This window comes from Cellulomonas fengjieae, assembly GCF_018388465.1.
Lineage (GTDB): Bacteria > Actinomycetota > Actinomycetes > Actinomycetales > Cellulomonadaceae > Cellulomonas > Cellulomonas fengjieae.
This window is the reverse complement of record NZ_CP074404.1, coordinates 3,432,879-3,447,315: the sequence shown is the minus strand read 5'-3', so window position 1 is coordinate 3,447,315 and position 14,437 is coordinate 3,432,879. Positions and strand designations below refer to the sequence as shown.

17 protein-coding genes are annotated in these 14,437 nt (G+C 73.6%); 10 read left to right on the top strand and 7 right to left on the bottom strand.

Features of this window, described 5'->3' with window-relative positions; translation table 11 throughout:
* The first annotated feature begins 172 nt into the window (after window positions 1-172).
* The 4 genes from KG102_RS15935 to KG102_RS15920 all read left to right on the top strand — a co-directional run bounded on the left by KG102_RS15935 (window position 173) and on the right by KG102_RS15920 (window position 4,520).
* Window positions 173-2,929, top strand: a complete 2,757-nt coding sequence (locus KG102_RS15935) for an ATP-binding protein (protein ID WP_208288124.1) — start codon at window positions 173-175, stop codon at window positions 2,927-2,929.
* 72 nt (window positions 2,930-3,001) lie between these two features.
* The gene (locus tag KG102_RS15930) at window positions 3,002-3,646 is read left to right on the top strand and encodes a hypothetical protein (protein ID WP_208212906.1); all 645 of its coding nucleotides are present in this window, start codon (window positions 3,002-3,004) and stop codon (window positions 3,644-3,646) included.
* A 9-nt stretch (window positions 3,647-3,655) separates the two neighbouring features.
* Window positions 3,656-3,967 carry an antibiotic biosynthesis monooxygenase family protein gene (locus KG102_RS15925; protein ID WP_208212905.1) on the top strand — a complete coding sequence of 104 codons (312 nt, stop codon included), beginning with the start codon at window positions 3,656-3,658 and terminating at the stop codon, window positions 3,965-3,967.
* 85 nt (window positions 3,968-4,052) lie between these two features.
* Window positions 4,053-4,520, top strand: coding sequence for a hypothetical protein (locus tag KG102_RS15920; protein WP_208288125.1), 468 nt, complete (start codon window positions 4,053-4,055; stop codon window positions 4,518-4,520).
* An 8-nt stretch (window positions 4,521-4,528) separates the two neighbouring features.
* Here KG102_RS15920 and KG102_RS15915 read toward each other — a convergent pair whose 3' ends face one another.
* From KG102_RS15915 to KG102_RS15905, 3 genes are all read right to left on the bottom strand, one after another.
* Window positions 4,529-4,996: a nitroreductase family deazaflavin-dependent oxidoreductase gene (locus tag KG102_RS15915; protein ID WP_208288126.1), complete on the bottom strand. Its 468-nt coding sequence runs from the start codon at window positions 4,994-4,996 to the stop codon at window positions 4,529-4,531.
* Between the two features lie 49 nt (window positions 4,997-5,045).
* Entirely contained in the window at window positions 5,046-5,870 is an 825-nt protein-coding gene (gene sigJ / locus KG102_RS15910; RefSeq protein ID WP_243883934.1) for an RNA polymerase sigma factor SigJ, read from the bottom strand.
* 88 nt (window positions 5,871-5,958) lie between these two features.
* On the bottom strand, window positions 5,959-6,549 hold the full coding sequence (locus tag KG102_RS15905) for a carboxymuconolactone decarboxylase family protein (RefSeq protein ID WP_208288127.1): 591 nt from the start codon (window positions 6,547-6,549) through the stop codon (window positions 5,959-5,961).
* A 107-nt stretch (window positions 6,550-6,656) separates the two neighbouring features.
* On the opposite strand from KG102_RS15905, the gene KG102_RS15900 reads away from it, so the two are divergent.
* The 4 genes from KG102_RS15900 to KG102_RS15885 all read left to right on the top strand — a co-directional run bounded on the left by KG102_RS15900 (window position 6,657) and on the right by KG102_RS15885 (window position 9,053).
* Complete coding sequence (locus KG102_RS15900) at window positions 6,657-7,061, top strand: PPOX class F420-dependent oxidoreductase (RefSeq protein ID WP_208288128.1); 405 nt, start codon at window positions 6,657-6,659, stop codon at window positions 7,059-7,061.
* A gap of 266 nt (window positions 7,062-7,327) precedes the next feature.
* Entirely contained in the window at window positions 7,328-7,879 is a 552-nt protein-coding gene (locus KG102_RS15895) for a hypothetical protein (RefSeq protein WP_208288129.1), read from the top strand.
* Between the two features lie 3 nt (window positions 7,880-7,882).
* The gene (locus KG102_RS15890; RefSeq protein ID WP_208288130.1) at window positions 7,883-8,491 is read left to right on the top strand and encodes a signal peptidase I; all 609 of its coding nucleotides are present in this window, start codon (window positions 7,883-7,885) and stop codon (window positions 8,489-8,491) included.
* A gap of 82 nt (window positions 8,492-8,573) precedes the next feature.
* Window positions 8,574-9,053, top strand: coding sequence for a hypothetical protein (locus KG102_RS15885; protein ID WP_208288131.1), 480 nt, complete (start codon window positions 8,574-8,576; stop codon window positions 9,051-9,053).
* A 23-nt stretch (window positions 9,054-9,076) separates the two neighbouring features.
* Here the strand turns inward: KG102_RS15885 and KG102_RS15880 are convergent, their stop codons facing one another.
* From KG102_RS15880 to KG102_RS15865, 4 genes are all read right to left on the bottom strand, one after another.
* Window positions 9,077-9,496: a UTRA domain-containing protein gene (locus tag KG102_RS15880; RefSeq protein WP_213363001.1), complete on the bottom strand. Its 420-nt coding sequence runs from the start codon at window positions 9,494-9,496 to the stop codon at window positions 9,077-9,079.
* Window positions 9,497-9,502: 6 nt separating this feature from the next.
* Window positions 9,503-10,705, bottom strand: coding sequence for a serine hydrolase domain-containing protein (locus KG102_RS15875; protein ID WP_208288133.1), 1,203 nt, complete (start codon window positions 10,703-10,705; stop codon window positions 9,503-9,505).
* A gap of 127 nt (window positions 10,706-10,832) precedes the next feature.
* The gene (locus KG102_RS15870; RefSeq protein ID WP_208288134.1) at window positions 10,833-11,561 is read right to left on the bottom strand and encodes a phosphatase PAP2 family protein; all 729 of its coding nucleotides are present in this window, start codon (window positions 11,559-11,561) and stop codon (window positions 10,833-10,835) included.
* Entirely contained in the window at window positions 11,561-12,235 is a 675-nt protein-coding gene (locus KG102_RS15865) for a phosphatase PAP2 family protein (RefSeq protein WP_208288135.1), read from the bottom strand. Before KG102_RS15865 ends, KG102_RS15870 begins: the two co-directional genes overlap by 1 nt.
* Window positions 12,236-12,831: 596 nt before the next feature.
* Here KG102_RS15865 and KG102_RS15860 point away from each other — a divergent pair.
* Both KG102_RS15860 and KG102_RS15855 read left to right on the top strand, forming a co-directional pair.
* Window positions 12,832-13,218: a YciI family protein gene (locus tag KG102_RS15860; protein ID WP_208213227.1), complete on the top strand. Its 387-nt coding sequence runs from the start codon at window positions 12,832-12,834 to the stop codon at window positions 13,216-13,218.
* Window positions 13,208-14,434, top strand: a complete 1,227-nt coding sequence (locus tag KG102_RS15855) for an RNA polymerase sigma factor (protein WP_208288980.1) — start codon at window positions 13,208-13,210, stop codon at window positions 14,432-14,434. The genes KG102_RS15860 and KG102_RS15855 overlap by 11 nt, the downstream gene beginning before the upstream one ends.
* The last annotated feature ends 3 nt before the right edge of the window (window positions 14,435-14,437 follow it).

Here is a 14,437-nt window from a genome sequence, read left to right as displayed (position 1 = left end):
ACTGTTCTCTTCCTTTCGTGTGCCGGGCCACCAGGCTCGCCCCCGCGGCGGCGCGGTCGCGTCGGTAGGGGCCCCACCTCCGGCCCTGTCGCGGGAACACGGTTGGATAGGGTCAGCTCAGTTCGCGTAGGCGACTGTTACCTAACAGACGCGCCAACCTGGTCAGAGGGGAGTGACACTGACAGAGCTCCTGGGCCGGCGCACCGAGCGCGCAGCGGTCGACGACCTGCTCTCCCAGGCACGGGCCGGGCTGAGCGGGGCAGTCGTGGTGCGCGGCGAAGCGGGGATCGGGAAGACGGCGCTGCTCGAGCACGTCCGGTCCACGGCGCAGATCTCGGGGTTCCGGGTGGCGTCCTCGGTCGGGGTCGAGTCCGAGACCCAGTTCGCGTTCGCGGGCCTGCACCAGCTCCTTGCGCCGCTGCTCGGCCGCGTGGGCGCCCTGCCCGACCCGCAGCGCACGGCCCTGGGTGTGGCGTTCGGGCAGCAGGGCGGCACGGCTCCCGACCGGTTCCTGGTCGGGCTGGCGACCCTCAACCTGCTGGCCGAGGTCGCCGAGGACGGTCCGCTGCTCTGCCTAGTCGACGATGCGCAGTGGCTCGACGAGGCGTCAACGCAGGTCCTCACGTTCGTGGCGCGACGGGTGGCGGCCGAGGGGATGGCCCTGGTATTCGGGTTGCGCGACCCCACCGAGCGCGACGTGTACTCGTTCGACGGGTTGCCGGAGGTGTGCCTGGGCGGTCTCGACGAGGCCGATGCGCGGTCGTTGCTGGCCGCGGCCGTGCACACGCCGCTGGACGACGGGATGCGCAACCGGGTCCTCGCCGAGGCGCGAGGGAACCCCCTCGCGCTGCTGGAGCTGCCACGTACCGCGCCGGGCGGGTGGCTGGCCGGCGGGTTCGAGTCGCCCGAGGTGCCGGGCATCCCGCACCGCATCGAGGACAGCTTCCGGCGTCGCTCGGACGGCCTGCCGGCGCCGACCCAACTGCTGCTGCTGGTCGCCGCGGTCGACCCCACGGGTGACGTGGCGCTGCTGTGGCGGGCGGCCGAGCACCTGGGGATCTCCCGCGAGGCGGCTGCGCCCGCCGAGACCGCCGGGCTGCTGGAGATCGGTACCCGCGTGGAGTTCCGTCATCCGCTGGTGCGTTCCGCGGTGCACCGGGCCGCCGCCCCGCCGGACCGCCGTCGCGCGCACGGCGCCCTGGCCGCCGCGACCGACCCGCACGTCGACCCCGACCGGCACGCCTGGCACCGGGCGCAGGCCGTGCTGGGCACCGACGAGGACGCGGCCGCGGAGCTGGAGCGCTCGGCGGGCCGGGCGCGCGCCCGTGGCGGGCTGGCTGCCTCGGCAGCGTTCATGGACCAGGCGGCCAGGCTGACGCCTGATCCCGCCGTCCGGGCGAGCCGGTCGCTGGAGGCCGCGCACGCCAAGCACGAGGCCGGGGCATCCGACGACGCCTCCCAGCTGCTGACGGCCGCCGCGGCCGGGCCGCTCGACGCCGCCCAGCAGGCTCGCCTCCAGCTGCTGCGCGCGCAGCTCGCGTTCCACCTCGCCCGGGACGGCGACGGACCGTCGATGCTGATGGACGCCGCGAGGAGCCTCGCACCGCTGGATCCTGCGAGGTCGCGCGACACCTACCTGCACGCGCTCGATGCGGCACTGATCGCCGGTGGCCTCGACGTCTGCCTCGGCCAGGGCGTCGCGGACGTGGCCGCCGCGGCCCTCGCCGCGCCCGCAGCGCCCGTGCCGCCGCGTCCGTCGGACCTGTTGCTCGACGGGCTGGTGACGACGTTCACGCAGGGGTACCCGTCCGGTGTGCCCGGACTGCGACGGGCGCTGGCGGCCTTTACCGACGACGGGCCGGAACCTGGCCTGGAGCGTGACACCCACTCCCGCCGGTGGGGGTGGTGGGCCACGCGCACCGCCATGGCGGTCTTCGACGACGAGCTGGTCCAGGTGCTGGCCGCCCGCAACGTCCGGTTGGCACGTGAGGCCGGCGCGATGGCCACGCTCCAGGGGGCACTGTTCGGCCAATCCGTCGCGCTGGTGCTCTCCGGTGCGTTCGACCGGGCCGACGAGCAGACCGCGATCGCCGCCGAGGCAAGGGCCGTGTACGTGCACCACGCGCAGCTCGTCGTGTCCGCGTGGCGTGGCCGCCCGGACGAGACCGCCGAGGTCCACGCGGCGATCGTCCAGAACGCGACCGAGCGCGCGACCGCCACCGAGGACTCCCTGGCGCAGTACGCCCTGGCGGTGCTGAACAACGGTCTCGGCGACTACGCCGCAGCCCACGACGCCGCCGCCCGCGCGTTCCGGTCCGAGGCGCTGCGGTACAACAACCTCGCCCACTTCGAGCTCATCGAGGCGGCGGTCCGCGCCGGCCGACCCGAGGATGCGGACGAGGCGCTGGACGAGCTGATCTCACGAGCCGACGCCAGCGGCACCCCGTGGGGGCTCGGGCAGGCGGCGCGCTCGCGGGCGCTGACCACCGCCGGAGCCGCGGCGGAGAAGCACTACCTCGAGGCGATCGAGCAGCTGGGCCGCTGCCGGATGCAGACCCACCTCGCCCGCACGCACCTCGTCTACGGCGAGTGGCTCCGCCGGGAGGGTCGTCGCCAGGACGCCCGCGACCAGCTGCGCACCGCGCACGACCTGCTGTCGGGGATGGGCGCCGAGGCGTTCGCCGCACGCGCTGCTCGCGAGCTGCGCGCCACGGGCGAGCACCCGCGCAAGCGCACCGCTGTGCCCACCGACGCGCTCACCGCCCAGGAGCTGCACATCGCCCGGCTCGTGGCCACCGGCGCCACGTCGCGAGAGGTCGGCACACAGCTCTTCCTCAGCCCCCGCACGATCGAGGCGCACCTGCGCAGCATCTTCCGCAAGCTCGACATCACCTCGCGCAGGCAGCTCCGGGAGCTCCCGCTTCCCTGAGTGGGCCCTCCGACGCCCCTGGGCACCTGCGTCCCCCAGCGCGCCGCGCTCGCACACGCCAGGATGTCCCGCGTGATCCTCTACGCACACACCCCGTGGCGCCGTGCACGCCAGGTCGTCGCCGACCTCCTCGTCGTCGGCTGGGTCGTCCTGTGGGTCCGTGCCGGGCTGTGGGTGCACGAGGTGGTCGGGCGACTCGCTGCTCCGGGACGCACGCTGGAGGACGCCGGTTCGTCCCTCTCGGAGAGCATGACCTCGGCGGGGGACACCGTCGCACGCGTGCCGCTCGTCGGTGACGACGCGCGCGCGCCGTTCACCGCGGCCGGCGGGGCCGCGGACTCGATCGCACGTGCGGGGATCGAGGTGCAGCAGGGGGCCTCCCAGCTCGCGCTGCTGCTCGGGCTGCTGACCGCGGCCGTACCGATCGTGCTCGTTGTCGGGGTCTGGCTGCTCGCGCGCGCCCGGTTCGTCGGTCGGGCCCGCGCGGCCACCCGCATCCTGGACTCGGCGGCGGACCTCGACCTGTTCGCCCTGCGGGCGCTGGCCACGCAGCCCGTCCGGGTGCTCGCCCGCGTGAGCGACGACCCCGCGAACGCGTGGCGCCGCGGGGACCCGGAGATCGTGCGCGCGCTCGCCTCGCTCGAGCTGGGCGCGCTCGGGCTGCGGGCGCCGGCCCCCACCAGCCCTCCCGCCACCACACCGGTGGCTCGCTCGTAGGCTGGCCGCATGTCCGTCGTGAAGATCAACGCCATCTCCGTGCCGCCCGAGGCCGGAGCCGAGCTCGAGCGCCGGTTCGCCGCACGCGCGGGGACCATAGAGGGCTCCCCGGGGTTCCTCGGGTTCCAGCTCCTGCGGCCGACCGCGGGGGAGGACCGCTACTTCGTCGTGACGCACTGGGCCGACGAGGAGTCGTTCGCCGCGTGGCGCGATGGCGATGCCAAGGCGGCGCACGCCGGCTCGGGCGACCGGCCGCGGCCGGTGAGCGCCGGGGCCCAGCTGCTGGAGTTCGAGGTCGTGCTGGACGTGTCGCCGCGCTGATCGGGCGGGCACCTGGCGCGCGCGCCGACGCGGTGTGTACTTGACTGCCCACGACGGCCGACGCGCCACCCGAGAGGACCCGCTGATGGCGAGCTCGATGACCCGGCTGACCCAGACGGCGATGAAGTGGGCGCCGCGACTGATGGCGGCGCTCGAAGGGCTGGAGCGGCTGAACAAGCGGTTCCCCGACGCACCGGGCAAGGCGGCCGCGTACGCACGTCAGCTCGGCGGCAAGCTCGGGGACGTCCGGGCGAGGCGGTCGTCGGCAGGGCGCCTCCGGCACACGCTGACCGTCGTGCGCGAGGCGACCTCGGCCATGGAGACGGACCGCCCCGGGGATGCGGCGTTCGCCGCGCGCGCGGCGGCGTGGCGGCGGAGGGCCAACGACCTGGAGGCCGCGCTCACTCTGGCCGACTCGGTCGGGGGCAGGGCCGGGCGCAAGCTCGCGGTCGACCTGCGCGCCAAGACCGACCTCCTGGCGCGCGACGTCATCGACGCGCTGGCCCAGTCCGTGCGGTCGGCGGCCGACGAGGCGGACCCGCCCGTTCCGTGACCCGGCTCCTAGTCGAGCGGCAGCAGCTCGAAGACCGGGTGGGCGTCCGCCTCGGCGGCGAAGGCCTGCACCGGTGCGTCCTTGTGGGCGCGGAAGTAGCGGCGCGGCGGGCCGGTCACGGCCAGGTACTGCTTCAGCACGGGGGCAGCCTCCCGGGCGGAGCACTCGCGCACGGCGCACTCCTCGGTGCGGCCCCGCCGCTGCAACGAGACGCGACCTGAGGCGCGTGCGTTGTGCACCCAGGAGACCTCTCCGTACGGGGACACCAGCCACCGTCGCCCGTGCCGCTCCACCAGCGTCACAGGGTGCGTGAGCGGCCGGCCGGTGCGGCGGCCCACGGTGGTCAGCTGGTAGGAGCCGGGGAAGAGCCCCCAGCGGATGAGGAAGCCCACGGCCGCGTCGATCGCGCGGCGTCCGGGGCCGGTGCGGAACGTGGGCAGGGCCGTCTCGTCGGACCGGTCGGGGGTGGGCGCCATCGCGGTCTCCTTGCGGCAGAGGGTGGCGCCACCGTATCGGGAACGGTCGTCACGAGTGCCGGCTCAGCTCGGCGACCGCGTCGAGCCGGCCGAGCTTGTCCGGGTTCGCGATGGCGTAGGCGCGGGTCACGCGTCCGTCGGCGACGGCGAAGCCGGCCACGCCGACGAGCTGGCCGTCCCGCTCCATCCGGATCCCGGCCTGCCCGTTGACCCACGTGGGGACCGCGACGAGCGTGTCGCCGGCCTTCGCCATCGCGCCGAGCAGGTAGCGCGCCAGCCGCTCCGCCCCCACGACGGGCCGTCGCGCCGCCCCGGGTGCCTTGCCTCCGCTGTCGCTCACCGCGACCACGTCCGGCGCGAGGACGTCCATGAGCCCCTGGAGGTCGCCGGTGTTGAGCGCCGTCACGAGCCGCTGCACGACCTCCTCGTGCTCGGAACGCACCACACGGATCCGGGGCCGGCGCGCGGAGACGTGACCCTTGGCGCGGTGCGCGATCTGCCGCACCGCCACCGAGGACTTGCCGACGGCGTCGGCGATCTCGTCGTACGGCACGTCGAAGACCTCGCGCAGCACGAAGACCACCCGCTCGGCGGGCCCCAGCGTCTCCAGCACCGTGAGCATCGCGATCGACAGGTTGTCCGCGAGCTCGACGTCGTCCGCCACGTCGCGGCTGGTCAGGAGCGGCTCGGGGAGCCAGGCCCCGACGTACTGCTCGCGGCGACGGGACACGGTGCGCAGGTGGTTGAGGGCCTGCCGCGTCACCAGGCGGACGAGGTAGGCGCGCGGCTCGCGGACCTGCGACCGGTCGACGGCCGACCAGCGCAGCCAGGACTCCTGGAGCACGTCCTCGGCGTCACTGGCCGAGCCGAGCATCTGGTACGCGACGGTGAAGAGCAGGCGGCGGTGGACGACGAACGGGTCGTCGTCGTCGGTGGGCACCACGCCGGCCACGTGCGCGATCCTACGCGGCGGTCGATCCGGCGGACCGGACCTCGAGGGGAGGCAGTCCGCACGACTCCGCGAACCCGTCCGAGCGGATGCCGAGCGCGATGTTCATCCGCGCCGTCATGTTCATGAAGCCGACGCGCGCGGCCAGCTCGATGAGCGCGGCGGGGCCGAGCTCGGCCAGGAGCGCGTCCGACAGCTCGTCGGTCACCGCGGGCGGCGTCTGGCTGGCGGCCTCCGCGTACTCCATGACTCGGCGCTCCAGCGGGGTGAAGAGGGAGGACTCGCGCCAGAGCGGCACCGCACGCACCTTGGCCTGGTCGAGGTGGTGGTTGTGGGCCTGGAAGTAGTGCAGGTCGAGGCAGAAGCTGCAGCCGACCGTCGCGGCCGTGGCCATCGCCGCGTACGAGGCGAGGTCCTGGTCGAGCTCGTGCCAGGCCTCGGTCCGGCGCCCGATGCGCAGGCTGTCCCGCAGGATCGCCTTGTGGTGCCAGAGCACCCCGAGCGAGTCCGGGACGCGGCCGACCATCTTGCGGGCCCCGAGCTTCACGAGGGCGCCGAATGCCCCGGTGACCTGGGTCGGTGGAATGCGTGGATCGCTGGTCATGTCGGCTCCTTGGTCGTCGTTGACATGGAGACACCGGTCGAGGTCTGCGCGTGACACCGCGGGCTCCGATACTGGAAGTCCGTCGCACGCCTACCGAGGAGGCCATCGTGCCCACACCACCCCTGCCCGCCGACGCCCTGGACATGCTCGCCCGACCCAACCCCGCGGTGATGGCGACGCTGCGCAGCGACGGGTCACCCGTCACGGCGGCGACCTGGTACCTGTGGGACGAGGGGCGGGTCCTGCTCAACCTCGACGCCACGCGCGTCCGCCTCGAGCACCTGCGTCGGGACCCCCGCGTCTCGCTGACGGTGCTCGCCGGCGACGACTGGTACAGCCACGTCACGCTGCTCGGCCGCGTCGTGGACCTGCAGCCGGACCCCGACCTCACCGACATCGACCGGCTCTCACGCCACTACACCGGGCACGAGTACGCGGAGCGCACGGGCGCTCGGTGGAGCGGCTGGCTGGAGATCGAGCGCTGGACCGGGTGGGGTGCGCTCAAAGCCTGACCATGTGACGAACGTCATTTTCGGCCCCGGCTGGACGGTCGTCCAGGTTTCCTAGAATTTGTGGTGCAAGTCGCGCGAGTGTCCATGACGGCCGTCGGGACGCGGCTCCGCCGCCCCGGTCGTGCAGCGACCTCCTCCGCCGGGCGTGCCCCGAGCGAGAACGCCGCCCCGCGCGAACCTCTGCGGGCGGTGGGTAGGTAGGTCATGCCCGGACGTCCTGGCGCGCGCCAGCCATGAACGGCATACGCCGAGGAAGGGAGCAGGACATGACTACGTCTACGACCGACGTCGTAGTCACCGACCAGGACCGCGACAAGCGCCGCCGCCGGGCCGCCATCGCCCGCTTCGGCCTCGCCGGCGTCGCCGTGCTGGGTGTCGGAGCCGCCGCGACCAGCGCGGCGTGGACCGACGACGCGTGGTTCGCCGGCAGCGCGAGCGCCGTCGAGAAGGTCGAGCTGCAGGCCAGCGTCGACGGTGGCAACACCTGGTACGACGCGGACACCACCGGCGAGGCCGTGCAGATCCCCGCGGACGCGTTCGCGAACCTCAACCAGGGCGCCGACGAGACCATCGCCCTGCAGCTGAAGAACGTCAGCAGCGTGCCGCTGACGCTCGGTCGGGGCGTGCTGACCACGGACGGAGCCCTGTTCGCAGGATCCGCGCCGGCGACCGCCACGATCCACGACCCGTCGTCCTTCGAGCTGGCCGCCGGTGCCACCGACACGGTGATGCTGCAGGTCACCACCCCTGACGACTGGCCCGCGGAGTACCAGGGCGCCCAGGGGACGATGACCGTGCAGTTCACCGGAGAGTCCTGACAAGTGGCGGGCCGCGTGGTGGCGGTGCGCGTCCTGCGCACCGCCGCCGACGTCCTCGTCTGGGCCCTTGCGGTCCTCGGGGTCTTCAGCCTGGGGGTGTGGGGCGCGACCGCGCTGGGGCTGATCCAGCCGCTCGTCGTCGTCTCGGGCTCGATGGAGCCGGAGATCAAGACGGGTGATCTCCTGGTTGCGATGCCCGTCCCGGTCGAGGACGTCGAGGTCGGGGACGTGCTGTCCCTGCGGAACGACGTCACGGACCGGCTCGTCACGCACCGCGTCATCGAGGTGGCGCAGCACGACGACGGGTCGTGGCACGTCCGCATGCAGGGCGACGCCAACGACAGCCCGGACGCCGGGGAGTACGTCGTCACCGACGACACGGTCCTGGCCCCGAGCTGGCAGATCTCGGGCGCCGGTGCGGCGCTGATGCGGCTGACCGACCCGAGCGTCGCGGTTCCGCTGCTCATCGGGGTCGCGGCGATCCTCGCGCTGAGCCTGATGCCTCGCCCGGGCTCCGGCCCGACGGGCGGGCAGCAGGACGTGGCGCACGAGCCGCAGGACGACGACGCGGCACGCCACCTGGCAGTCGCCTCGTCACGATCGGCCTCGTAAGGGCAATCCCGGGTGCGGCCGTGCCCACGGCCGCACCCGGCTCTGCACACCCAGGACAACGATCGAAGAAGGGAGCCAACGCATGACCTGGGCCGCCACCTGCCGACGCCTGCTCGCTGCGGTCGGCGCCCTCGTTGCGGTCGTTCTCATGGTCGGGACGACCGCCACCCGGACGGCCGCGTCGTGGTCCGACGGGGCCACGTTCGCCGCCCAGGCGTCCTCCGGCACCTGGGCCACCGTCGGCGGCGACAGCTGCGAGGTGCTGAACATCTACACCGGCCAGGTCGTCGGGACCTGCACCGTCGACGGCGTGACCTTCATGGGCCCGTGGGAGAACGGCACCAGGTTCAGCGTGGCCATCAGCGGGTTCCAGCCGGCCAATGACGTGGTGGCGCGGGTGAGCGTCGACCTGTCGAACTACAGCGACGACTGGAACTGGGCCACCGGCTTCGCGCAGATGGACAGCGCGCAGAACGTCGAGTGGGCCGCGCCCGTCGTCACCTTCACGACGTACCCGAACGGGTTCTCTCCGTTCAGCGGCACCTACATCCAGGGCAGCTGACGGGACCGAGCCGGGACGAACGGTCAGCTGGAGCGCACGACCGTGAACGCGTACCGGCCCTCGATGAAGTACGACCGCGAGTACATGAGCACCGTCCCGTCGGCGTCGTAGTGCAGCTGGTCGAGCAGCACGTAGAGGTCGGGGTGCTCGGGGTCGTCCCAGCCGACGTGCTCGGAGTGGACCGCGTGGATCTCCGCGACGCCGTGGTGCGGGAAGAGGTGCGCGCGGTCGCGCAGGTAGGCGAACAGCGAGCCGTCGAGCTGATCGGTCGAGAAGTCGTCCGGCATGAGCGCCAGCGGGATCAGGTCGTAGGAGTAGGCGACGATCACGCCGTCGGCGAGGATCGAGCGGCGGACCTCGACGGCCTCGGCGGAGGGCGCGAGGTCCATCTTCTGCGCCTCATCGGGGAGCAGTGGTCTGACGACTCGGCTCTTGTAGGCCATGCCGACTCACGCGCACAGGACGGTGTCGACCAGGGCCACGATCCGGTTCGAGACGTCGGCGGCCGCCTCGGCCGGGAGCGCGCCGTGCATGGTGGTGGTCGCCACCATGACGCCACGGTCGCCTCTCTCGCTGACCCCGCCCTCGGTCTGGTAGCCGGGGATGATCCCGCCGTGGCCCCACGCCAGACCGCCGCAGGTCAGCTCGGTCGACATCAGGCCCAGCCCGTAGCTCATGCCGGCAGGCAGGCCGGGCAGGTCCATCGGGACGGTCGCCTTCATCTGCTCCAGCTCGGCGGGCCGCACCACGTCGCCGGCCAGCAACGCCCGGAAGAACGTGTTCAGGTCGCTCGGCGTGCTGACGACGTCGCCGGCTCCCCAGGACGAGGCGGGGTCGATGGCGGTGTGCTCGAACGGCGCGGAGCCGGCCGGCTCGGCGTGGTAGCCCCGCGGGTGCTTGCCGCGGAGCTCCCGCTCGCCCCGCTCCGGGACGTAGGTGCCGGTCAGGCCGAGCGGCTCGATGATCCGGTCCGTGACGACCTCGCCCAGCGGGCGCTGGGTGACCCTCTGCACCAGCAGGCCGGCGAGCACGTAGTTGGTGTTGCTGTAGGACCACTCACCCGCCGGGGTCGCCGGCTGGGCCAGCCCCAGGGCGAGGAGCTCGTGCGGCTCGACGTACCAGTCCTCGAGCGCGGTCAGCGTCGGCGCACCGTCGGTGATGAACGGGGGACCGTTTGTGTAGCTGCCGATGCCGCTGGTGTGCTGGAGCAGGTCGCGCACGGTGATGTCGTGCCCGTCCACGGGGCCGCGCACCACGCCGGGCAGGTACGTCTCGACGGACGCGTCGAGGTCCACGGCGCCCTCCCCGACGAGCTGGAGCACCACGGCCGCGACGAACGTCTTGGTGTTGCTGCCGGCGCGGACCTGTCCGTCGACCGGGACACGCCTGCCGGTGTCCAGGTCGCCGACGCCCGCGACCAGGTTGCGCTCGCGGCCCCTGCGGTCGGTGACGGACGCCAGTGCGCCCGGAACCCCGTCGACCTCCACGAGGTGGTCGAGGGTCTGCTGGACGGTATCCGCGCGGGGTGTTCCGCGGGGACCGGCGAACGCGACGGCAGGCACGGCCAGGGCGGCGCCGGCCGCGAACGTGCAGGCCATCACCAGGGCGGACAGGCGGGTGGGCTGGGGACGACGGGTGGTGGGACCGGACATGGGAGATCTCCTGGGGGTGGCCGTGCCGGACAGGTCGGGCGGTACCCGTCCAGCGTCGGTCCCGTGCACCCGCGGCCACCATGCCGCCACCTACCGTCCCGGGGGTGGGGTAGACCCCACCCCCGGGTCAGCTGTGGCTCAGGCTGCGGCTCTCGGAGCGTGCCGCGACCGACGACGTGTCCCGGCGCAGGTAGTTCCAGGCCAGGAACGCGCACACGAGCCCGTTGAGCAGCCCGACGATCACGTCGGACAGGCTGTGCATGCCCCGGTAGAGCCGTGCGGTGCCCACCGCGAGGGGGATCAGCAGGCACACCACGGTGACGACACGGCGCAGGACGGGGTTGCCGATGCGCTGCGCCAGCATGGCCAGCACCACGTAGAACGCGGTCGACGCGCCGGTGTGGCCGCTGGGGAAGCTGGACGTCGGCGGGGACTCGTCGAGCTTCTCGACCTCGGGCCGCTCGCGGCCGACCACGAGGGCCGCGGTCATGAAGACGATGGCCTGCACGGCGATCGCCTGCGGCGGCACGAGCGCGAGCCACCACTGCTTGGTGCGCCACCAGAACAGTGCGACGAACAGGACGCACGCGCCGATGATGAACTCGGTGGTGCCGATGGCGGACAGGACCGCGGTGACGGCGTCGAGCGTCTCGGTGCGCTGCGCCACGAACCACTCGTTGACGGCGGCCTCGCCCGGCAGGTTGCCGAGCGGGCCGGTGATGAGTAACCCGATGCCGACGATGACCACCCACAGGCCCACGGCGGGCAGGAGGACCCGGCGGGTGAAGTCGTGCCAGGCCTCCTTGCGGGTCGGGGCCGAGGAGTCGAGCTCGTAGCGGTGCAGGAAGGTGTGCATCACGTCTCCTGGTCGGGGGGCGTCACGGACCAGCCGCTGTAGCCCAGGTAGGACGCGCCCGCGAGGGCCGTCCCGAGCGCGAACCCTGCGACGACGTCGGAGGGGTAGTGCACGCCGAGCAGCACCCGGTCGAGGCCCGTCAGCAGCGTGGCGGTGGCGGCGACGACCGGGACGACGACGCGGCCGCGGCGACCCAGCAGCGGCCAGAGCAGGAGCGTGAGGGTCAGTGCCACGGCGGCCGTGTTCGCCGCGTGCCCGGACGGGAAGCTGGACCCCGGTGCGTGCGCCAGGGCGTCCTCGACCACGGGCCGCGCCCGCTGCACCAGCCCCTTGGCGCCCAGCTGGACCGCCCACGCGGCCATGATCGTGAGGAACGCCCACAGCGCGCGGGTGGTCAGCCCGTGCCGGCGCCACACCCACACGCAGACCAGCGTCGCCGCCAGGTTGACCCACCGGGCCTGGAACAGCTCCTGCCACACGAGCAGCGCCTGCTGGAGGTCAGGGTGCTCCCGGGTGTAGGCGGTGGCCGCCACGTTCACCAGCTCGTCGAGGCGGACGACGCCGCCGACCTGCGCGCGCACGAGGTAGGCCAGGACGGCGACCGGGACGGTGAGCGCGACCCCGAACACGGCCGCGCGGAGCAGCGCACGGCGGCGGAGGGGCAGCGGTCGCATCCCCGGAGGTTAGGGGGACGGCGCGGTGCGCGCCCGTCGAGCGGTGAGGGTCAGACGGCGGCCGCGTCGCCGACGGTGGCGGCCCGGCGGATCCCGAGCGCGTTGAGCACGGCACCGACCACCACCCACGCCGCGAGCGTGAGGGCGGGGACGAGTCCTCCGGCGCCGCCGAAGTACGCCGCGGAGCGGACGAGGGCGCCGGTCGCTCCCGGGGGGAGCAGCTGACCGGAAGGTGCCGAGCCCGGCGGGCAGCCAGGCGCCGGTGGTCGCGATGCCGGCCAGCGGCCGGAGGGGCGGGGACGGGGGGTGCCGGCGCCTTCTCGACCGCGACCGGGGCCGCGACGACCGTCGTACCGGCGGGCGGCGTGTCGGTACAGGCCCCGGCCAGCACCAACACCGCCAGGGCGGCCACCGCCGCACTCCTCGTCCGTCTCATCGTCACCTGCCATCGTGCGCCGGCGCCGGCAGGTCGGCCAGCCCTCGCACTGTCCTTCCCGCCGCATCCCCGCCAGGATGCATGTCGAGACGACGGCCTCGGCTCCGACCACCGGCTGAGGGGCCGCTCGCGCCCCGCGAAGGAGTGCATCGTGAAGTACATGCTGCTCATGAACTACTTCGTCGAGGGGGTCCCCCCGATCGACGAGTGGGCGCCGCAGGACATCCAGCGGCACATCCAGTTCCAGCAGGAGCTGGGCGCCGAGCTGCTGGCCAGCGGCGAGCTCGTCGACGGCCAGGGGCTCGCGTGGCCGTCGACCGCCAAGCTCGTCCGCAGCGACGGGGTGTCGGCCCCTGTGGTCACCGACGGGCCGTTCCCGGAGTCCAAGGAGTTCCTGGCGGGCTACTGGACGGTCGACGTGGAGGACGAGGAGCGGGCGATCGCCATCGCTGCCAAGGCGTCCGCCGCACCGGGACCGCGTGGCGTCCCCCTGGAGCAGGTGTTCGAGGTCCGCGCGCTGATGGAGGCACCTTCTCCTGCCGAGTGACCGTGCCCTCGAGGACCTGCTGCGCGACCTGGCGCCGCAGGTCCTCGGTGTGCTGGTCAGGCGCTCGGGTGACCTTGCGGATGCCCAGGACGCGCTTCAGGAGGCACTGCTGGCGGCCGCGACGCAGTGGCCCGAGCGCGGCATGCCGGACGACCAGCACGCCTGGCTGGTGGCGGTCGGTCGGAACAAGCTGGTGGACCGGTACCGGAGTGAGGCCGCGCGACGGCGCCGCGAGGAGCTGGTCGCGACGATGGACGGGGTGGGCGCGGGGGACGCGCCCGACAGCGACGACTCCCTCCTGCTGCTGTTCGGCTGCTGCCATCCCGCGCTCACCCCCGCGTCGGCCGTCGCGCTCACCCTGCGCTCGGTCGGCGGGCTGACCACGGCGGAGATCGCGCGCGCGTTCCTGGTGCCGGAGCCGACCATGGCACAGCGGCTCAGCAGGGCGCGCGCGACGCTGCGCTCCCTGGACCGGCCGTTCCGGATGCCGTCGGCCGACGACTACGACGACCGGCTCCGCGCGGTCCTGCGGGTGCTCTACCTGATGTTCAACGAGGGCTACGCCAGCACCACCGGGGCGGCCGTGGCCCGCGGGGACCTGTCCGTCGAGGCGCTGCGCCTGACCCGGACCCTGCACGCGCGCCTCCCCGCCGACCCCGAGGTGGCCGGCCTGCTCGCGCTCGCGCTCCTCACCGACGCGCGCCGGCCCGCCCGGACAGGGCCGCACGGGGAGCTGGTCGCGCTGCCGGACCAGGACCGCGCCCTGTGGGACCGGGCGATGATCGACGAGGGCGTCGTGCTCGTCGAGGACGCCCTGGTGCGCGGGGCGGTCGGCGAGTACCAGCTCCAGGCCGCGATCGCCGCGGTGCACGACGAGGCGCCGAGCACGGACGCCACCGACTGGCCCCAGCTGCTCGCGCTGTACGGACTGCTCGAGCGGATGACCGGCAACCCGATGGTGACCCTCAACCGCGCGGTCGCTCTCGCGATGGTGCACGGCCCCGAGGCCGGTCTGGCGCTGCTGGCCACGCTCGACGACCGGCTGCCCGGGCACCACCGGCTCGCAGCCGTGCGGGGTCACCTGCTGGAGCGGGCCGGGCACCCGCACGAGGCCGCCGACCAGCTGCTCGCCGCGGCGCGGGGAACCACGAGCCTCGCGGAGCGCGACTACCTGCTGCTGCAGGTGGCGCGGCTGCGGCACCGTGGGCCACGCTGACGC

What these genes read in the sequence shown, in the direction of transcription:
- KG102_RS15925 (WP_208212905.1), top strand. Translation starts at nt 3,656, where the DNA reads ATGTCCGTCGTGAAGATCAACGCCATCTCCGTGCCGCCCGAGGCCGGA.
- KG102_RS15920 (WP_208288125.1), top strand. Translation starts at nt 4,053, where the DNA reads ATGGCGAGCTCGATGACCCGGCTGACCCAGACGGCGATGAAGTGGGCG.
- KG102_RS15915 (WP_208288126.1), bottom strand. Translation starts at nt 4,996, where the DNA reads ATGGCGCCCACCCCCGACCGGTCCGACGAGACGGCCCTGCCCACGTTC.
- sigJ (WP_243883934.1), bottom strand. Translation starts at nt 5,870, where the DNA reads ATGCTCGGCTCGGCCAGTGACGCCGAGGACGTGCTCCAGGAGTCCTGG.
- KG102_RS15905 (WP_208288127.1), bottom strand. Translation starts at nt 6,549, where the DNA reads ATGACCAGCGATCCACGCATTCCACCGACCCAGGTCACCGGGGCATTC.
- KG102_RS15895 (WP_208288129.1), top strand. Translation starts at nt 7,328, where the DNA reads ATGACTACGTCTACGACCGACGTCGTAGTCACCGACCAGGACCGCGAC.
- KG102_RS15885 (WP_208288131.1), top strand. Translation starts at nt 8,574, where the DNA reads ATGACCTGGGCCGCCACCTGCCGACGCCTGCTCGCTGCGGTCGGCGCC.
- KG102_RS15880 (WP_213363001.1), bottom strand. Translation starts at nt 9,496, where the DNA reads ATGGCCTACAAGAGCCGAGTCGTCAGACCACTGCTCCCCGATGAGGCG.
- KG102_RS15875 (WP_208288133.1), bottom strand. Translation starts at nt 10,705, where the DNA reads ATGTCCGGTCCCACCACCCGTCGTCCCCAGCCCACCCGCCTGTCCGCC.
- KG102_RS15870 (WP_208288134.1), bottom strand. Translation starts at nt 11,561, where the DNA reads ATGCACACCTTCCTGCACCGCTACGAGCTCGACTCCTCGGCCCCGACC.
- KG102_RS15865 (WP_208288135.1), bottom strand. Translation starts at nt 12,235, where the DNA reads ATGCGACCGCTGCCCCTCCGCCGCCGTGCGCTGCTCCGCGCGGCCGTG.
- KG102_RS15860 (WP_208213227.1), top strand. Translation starts at nt 12,832, where the DNA reads ATGCTGCTCATGAACTACTTCGTCGAGGGGGTCCCCCCGATCGACGAG.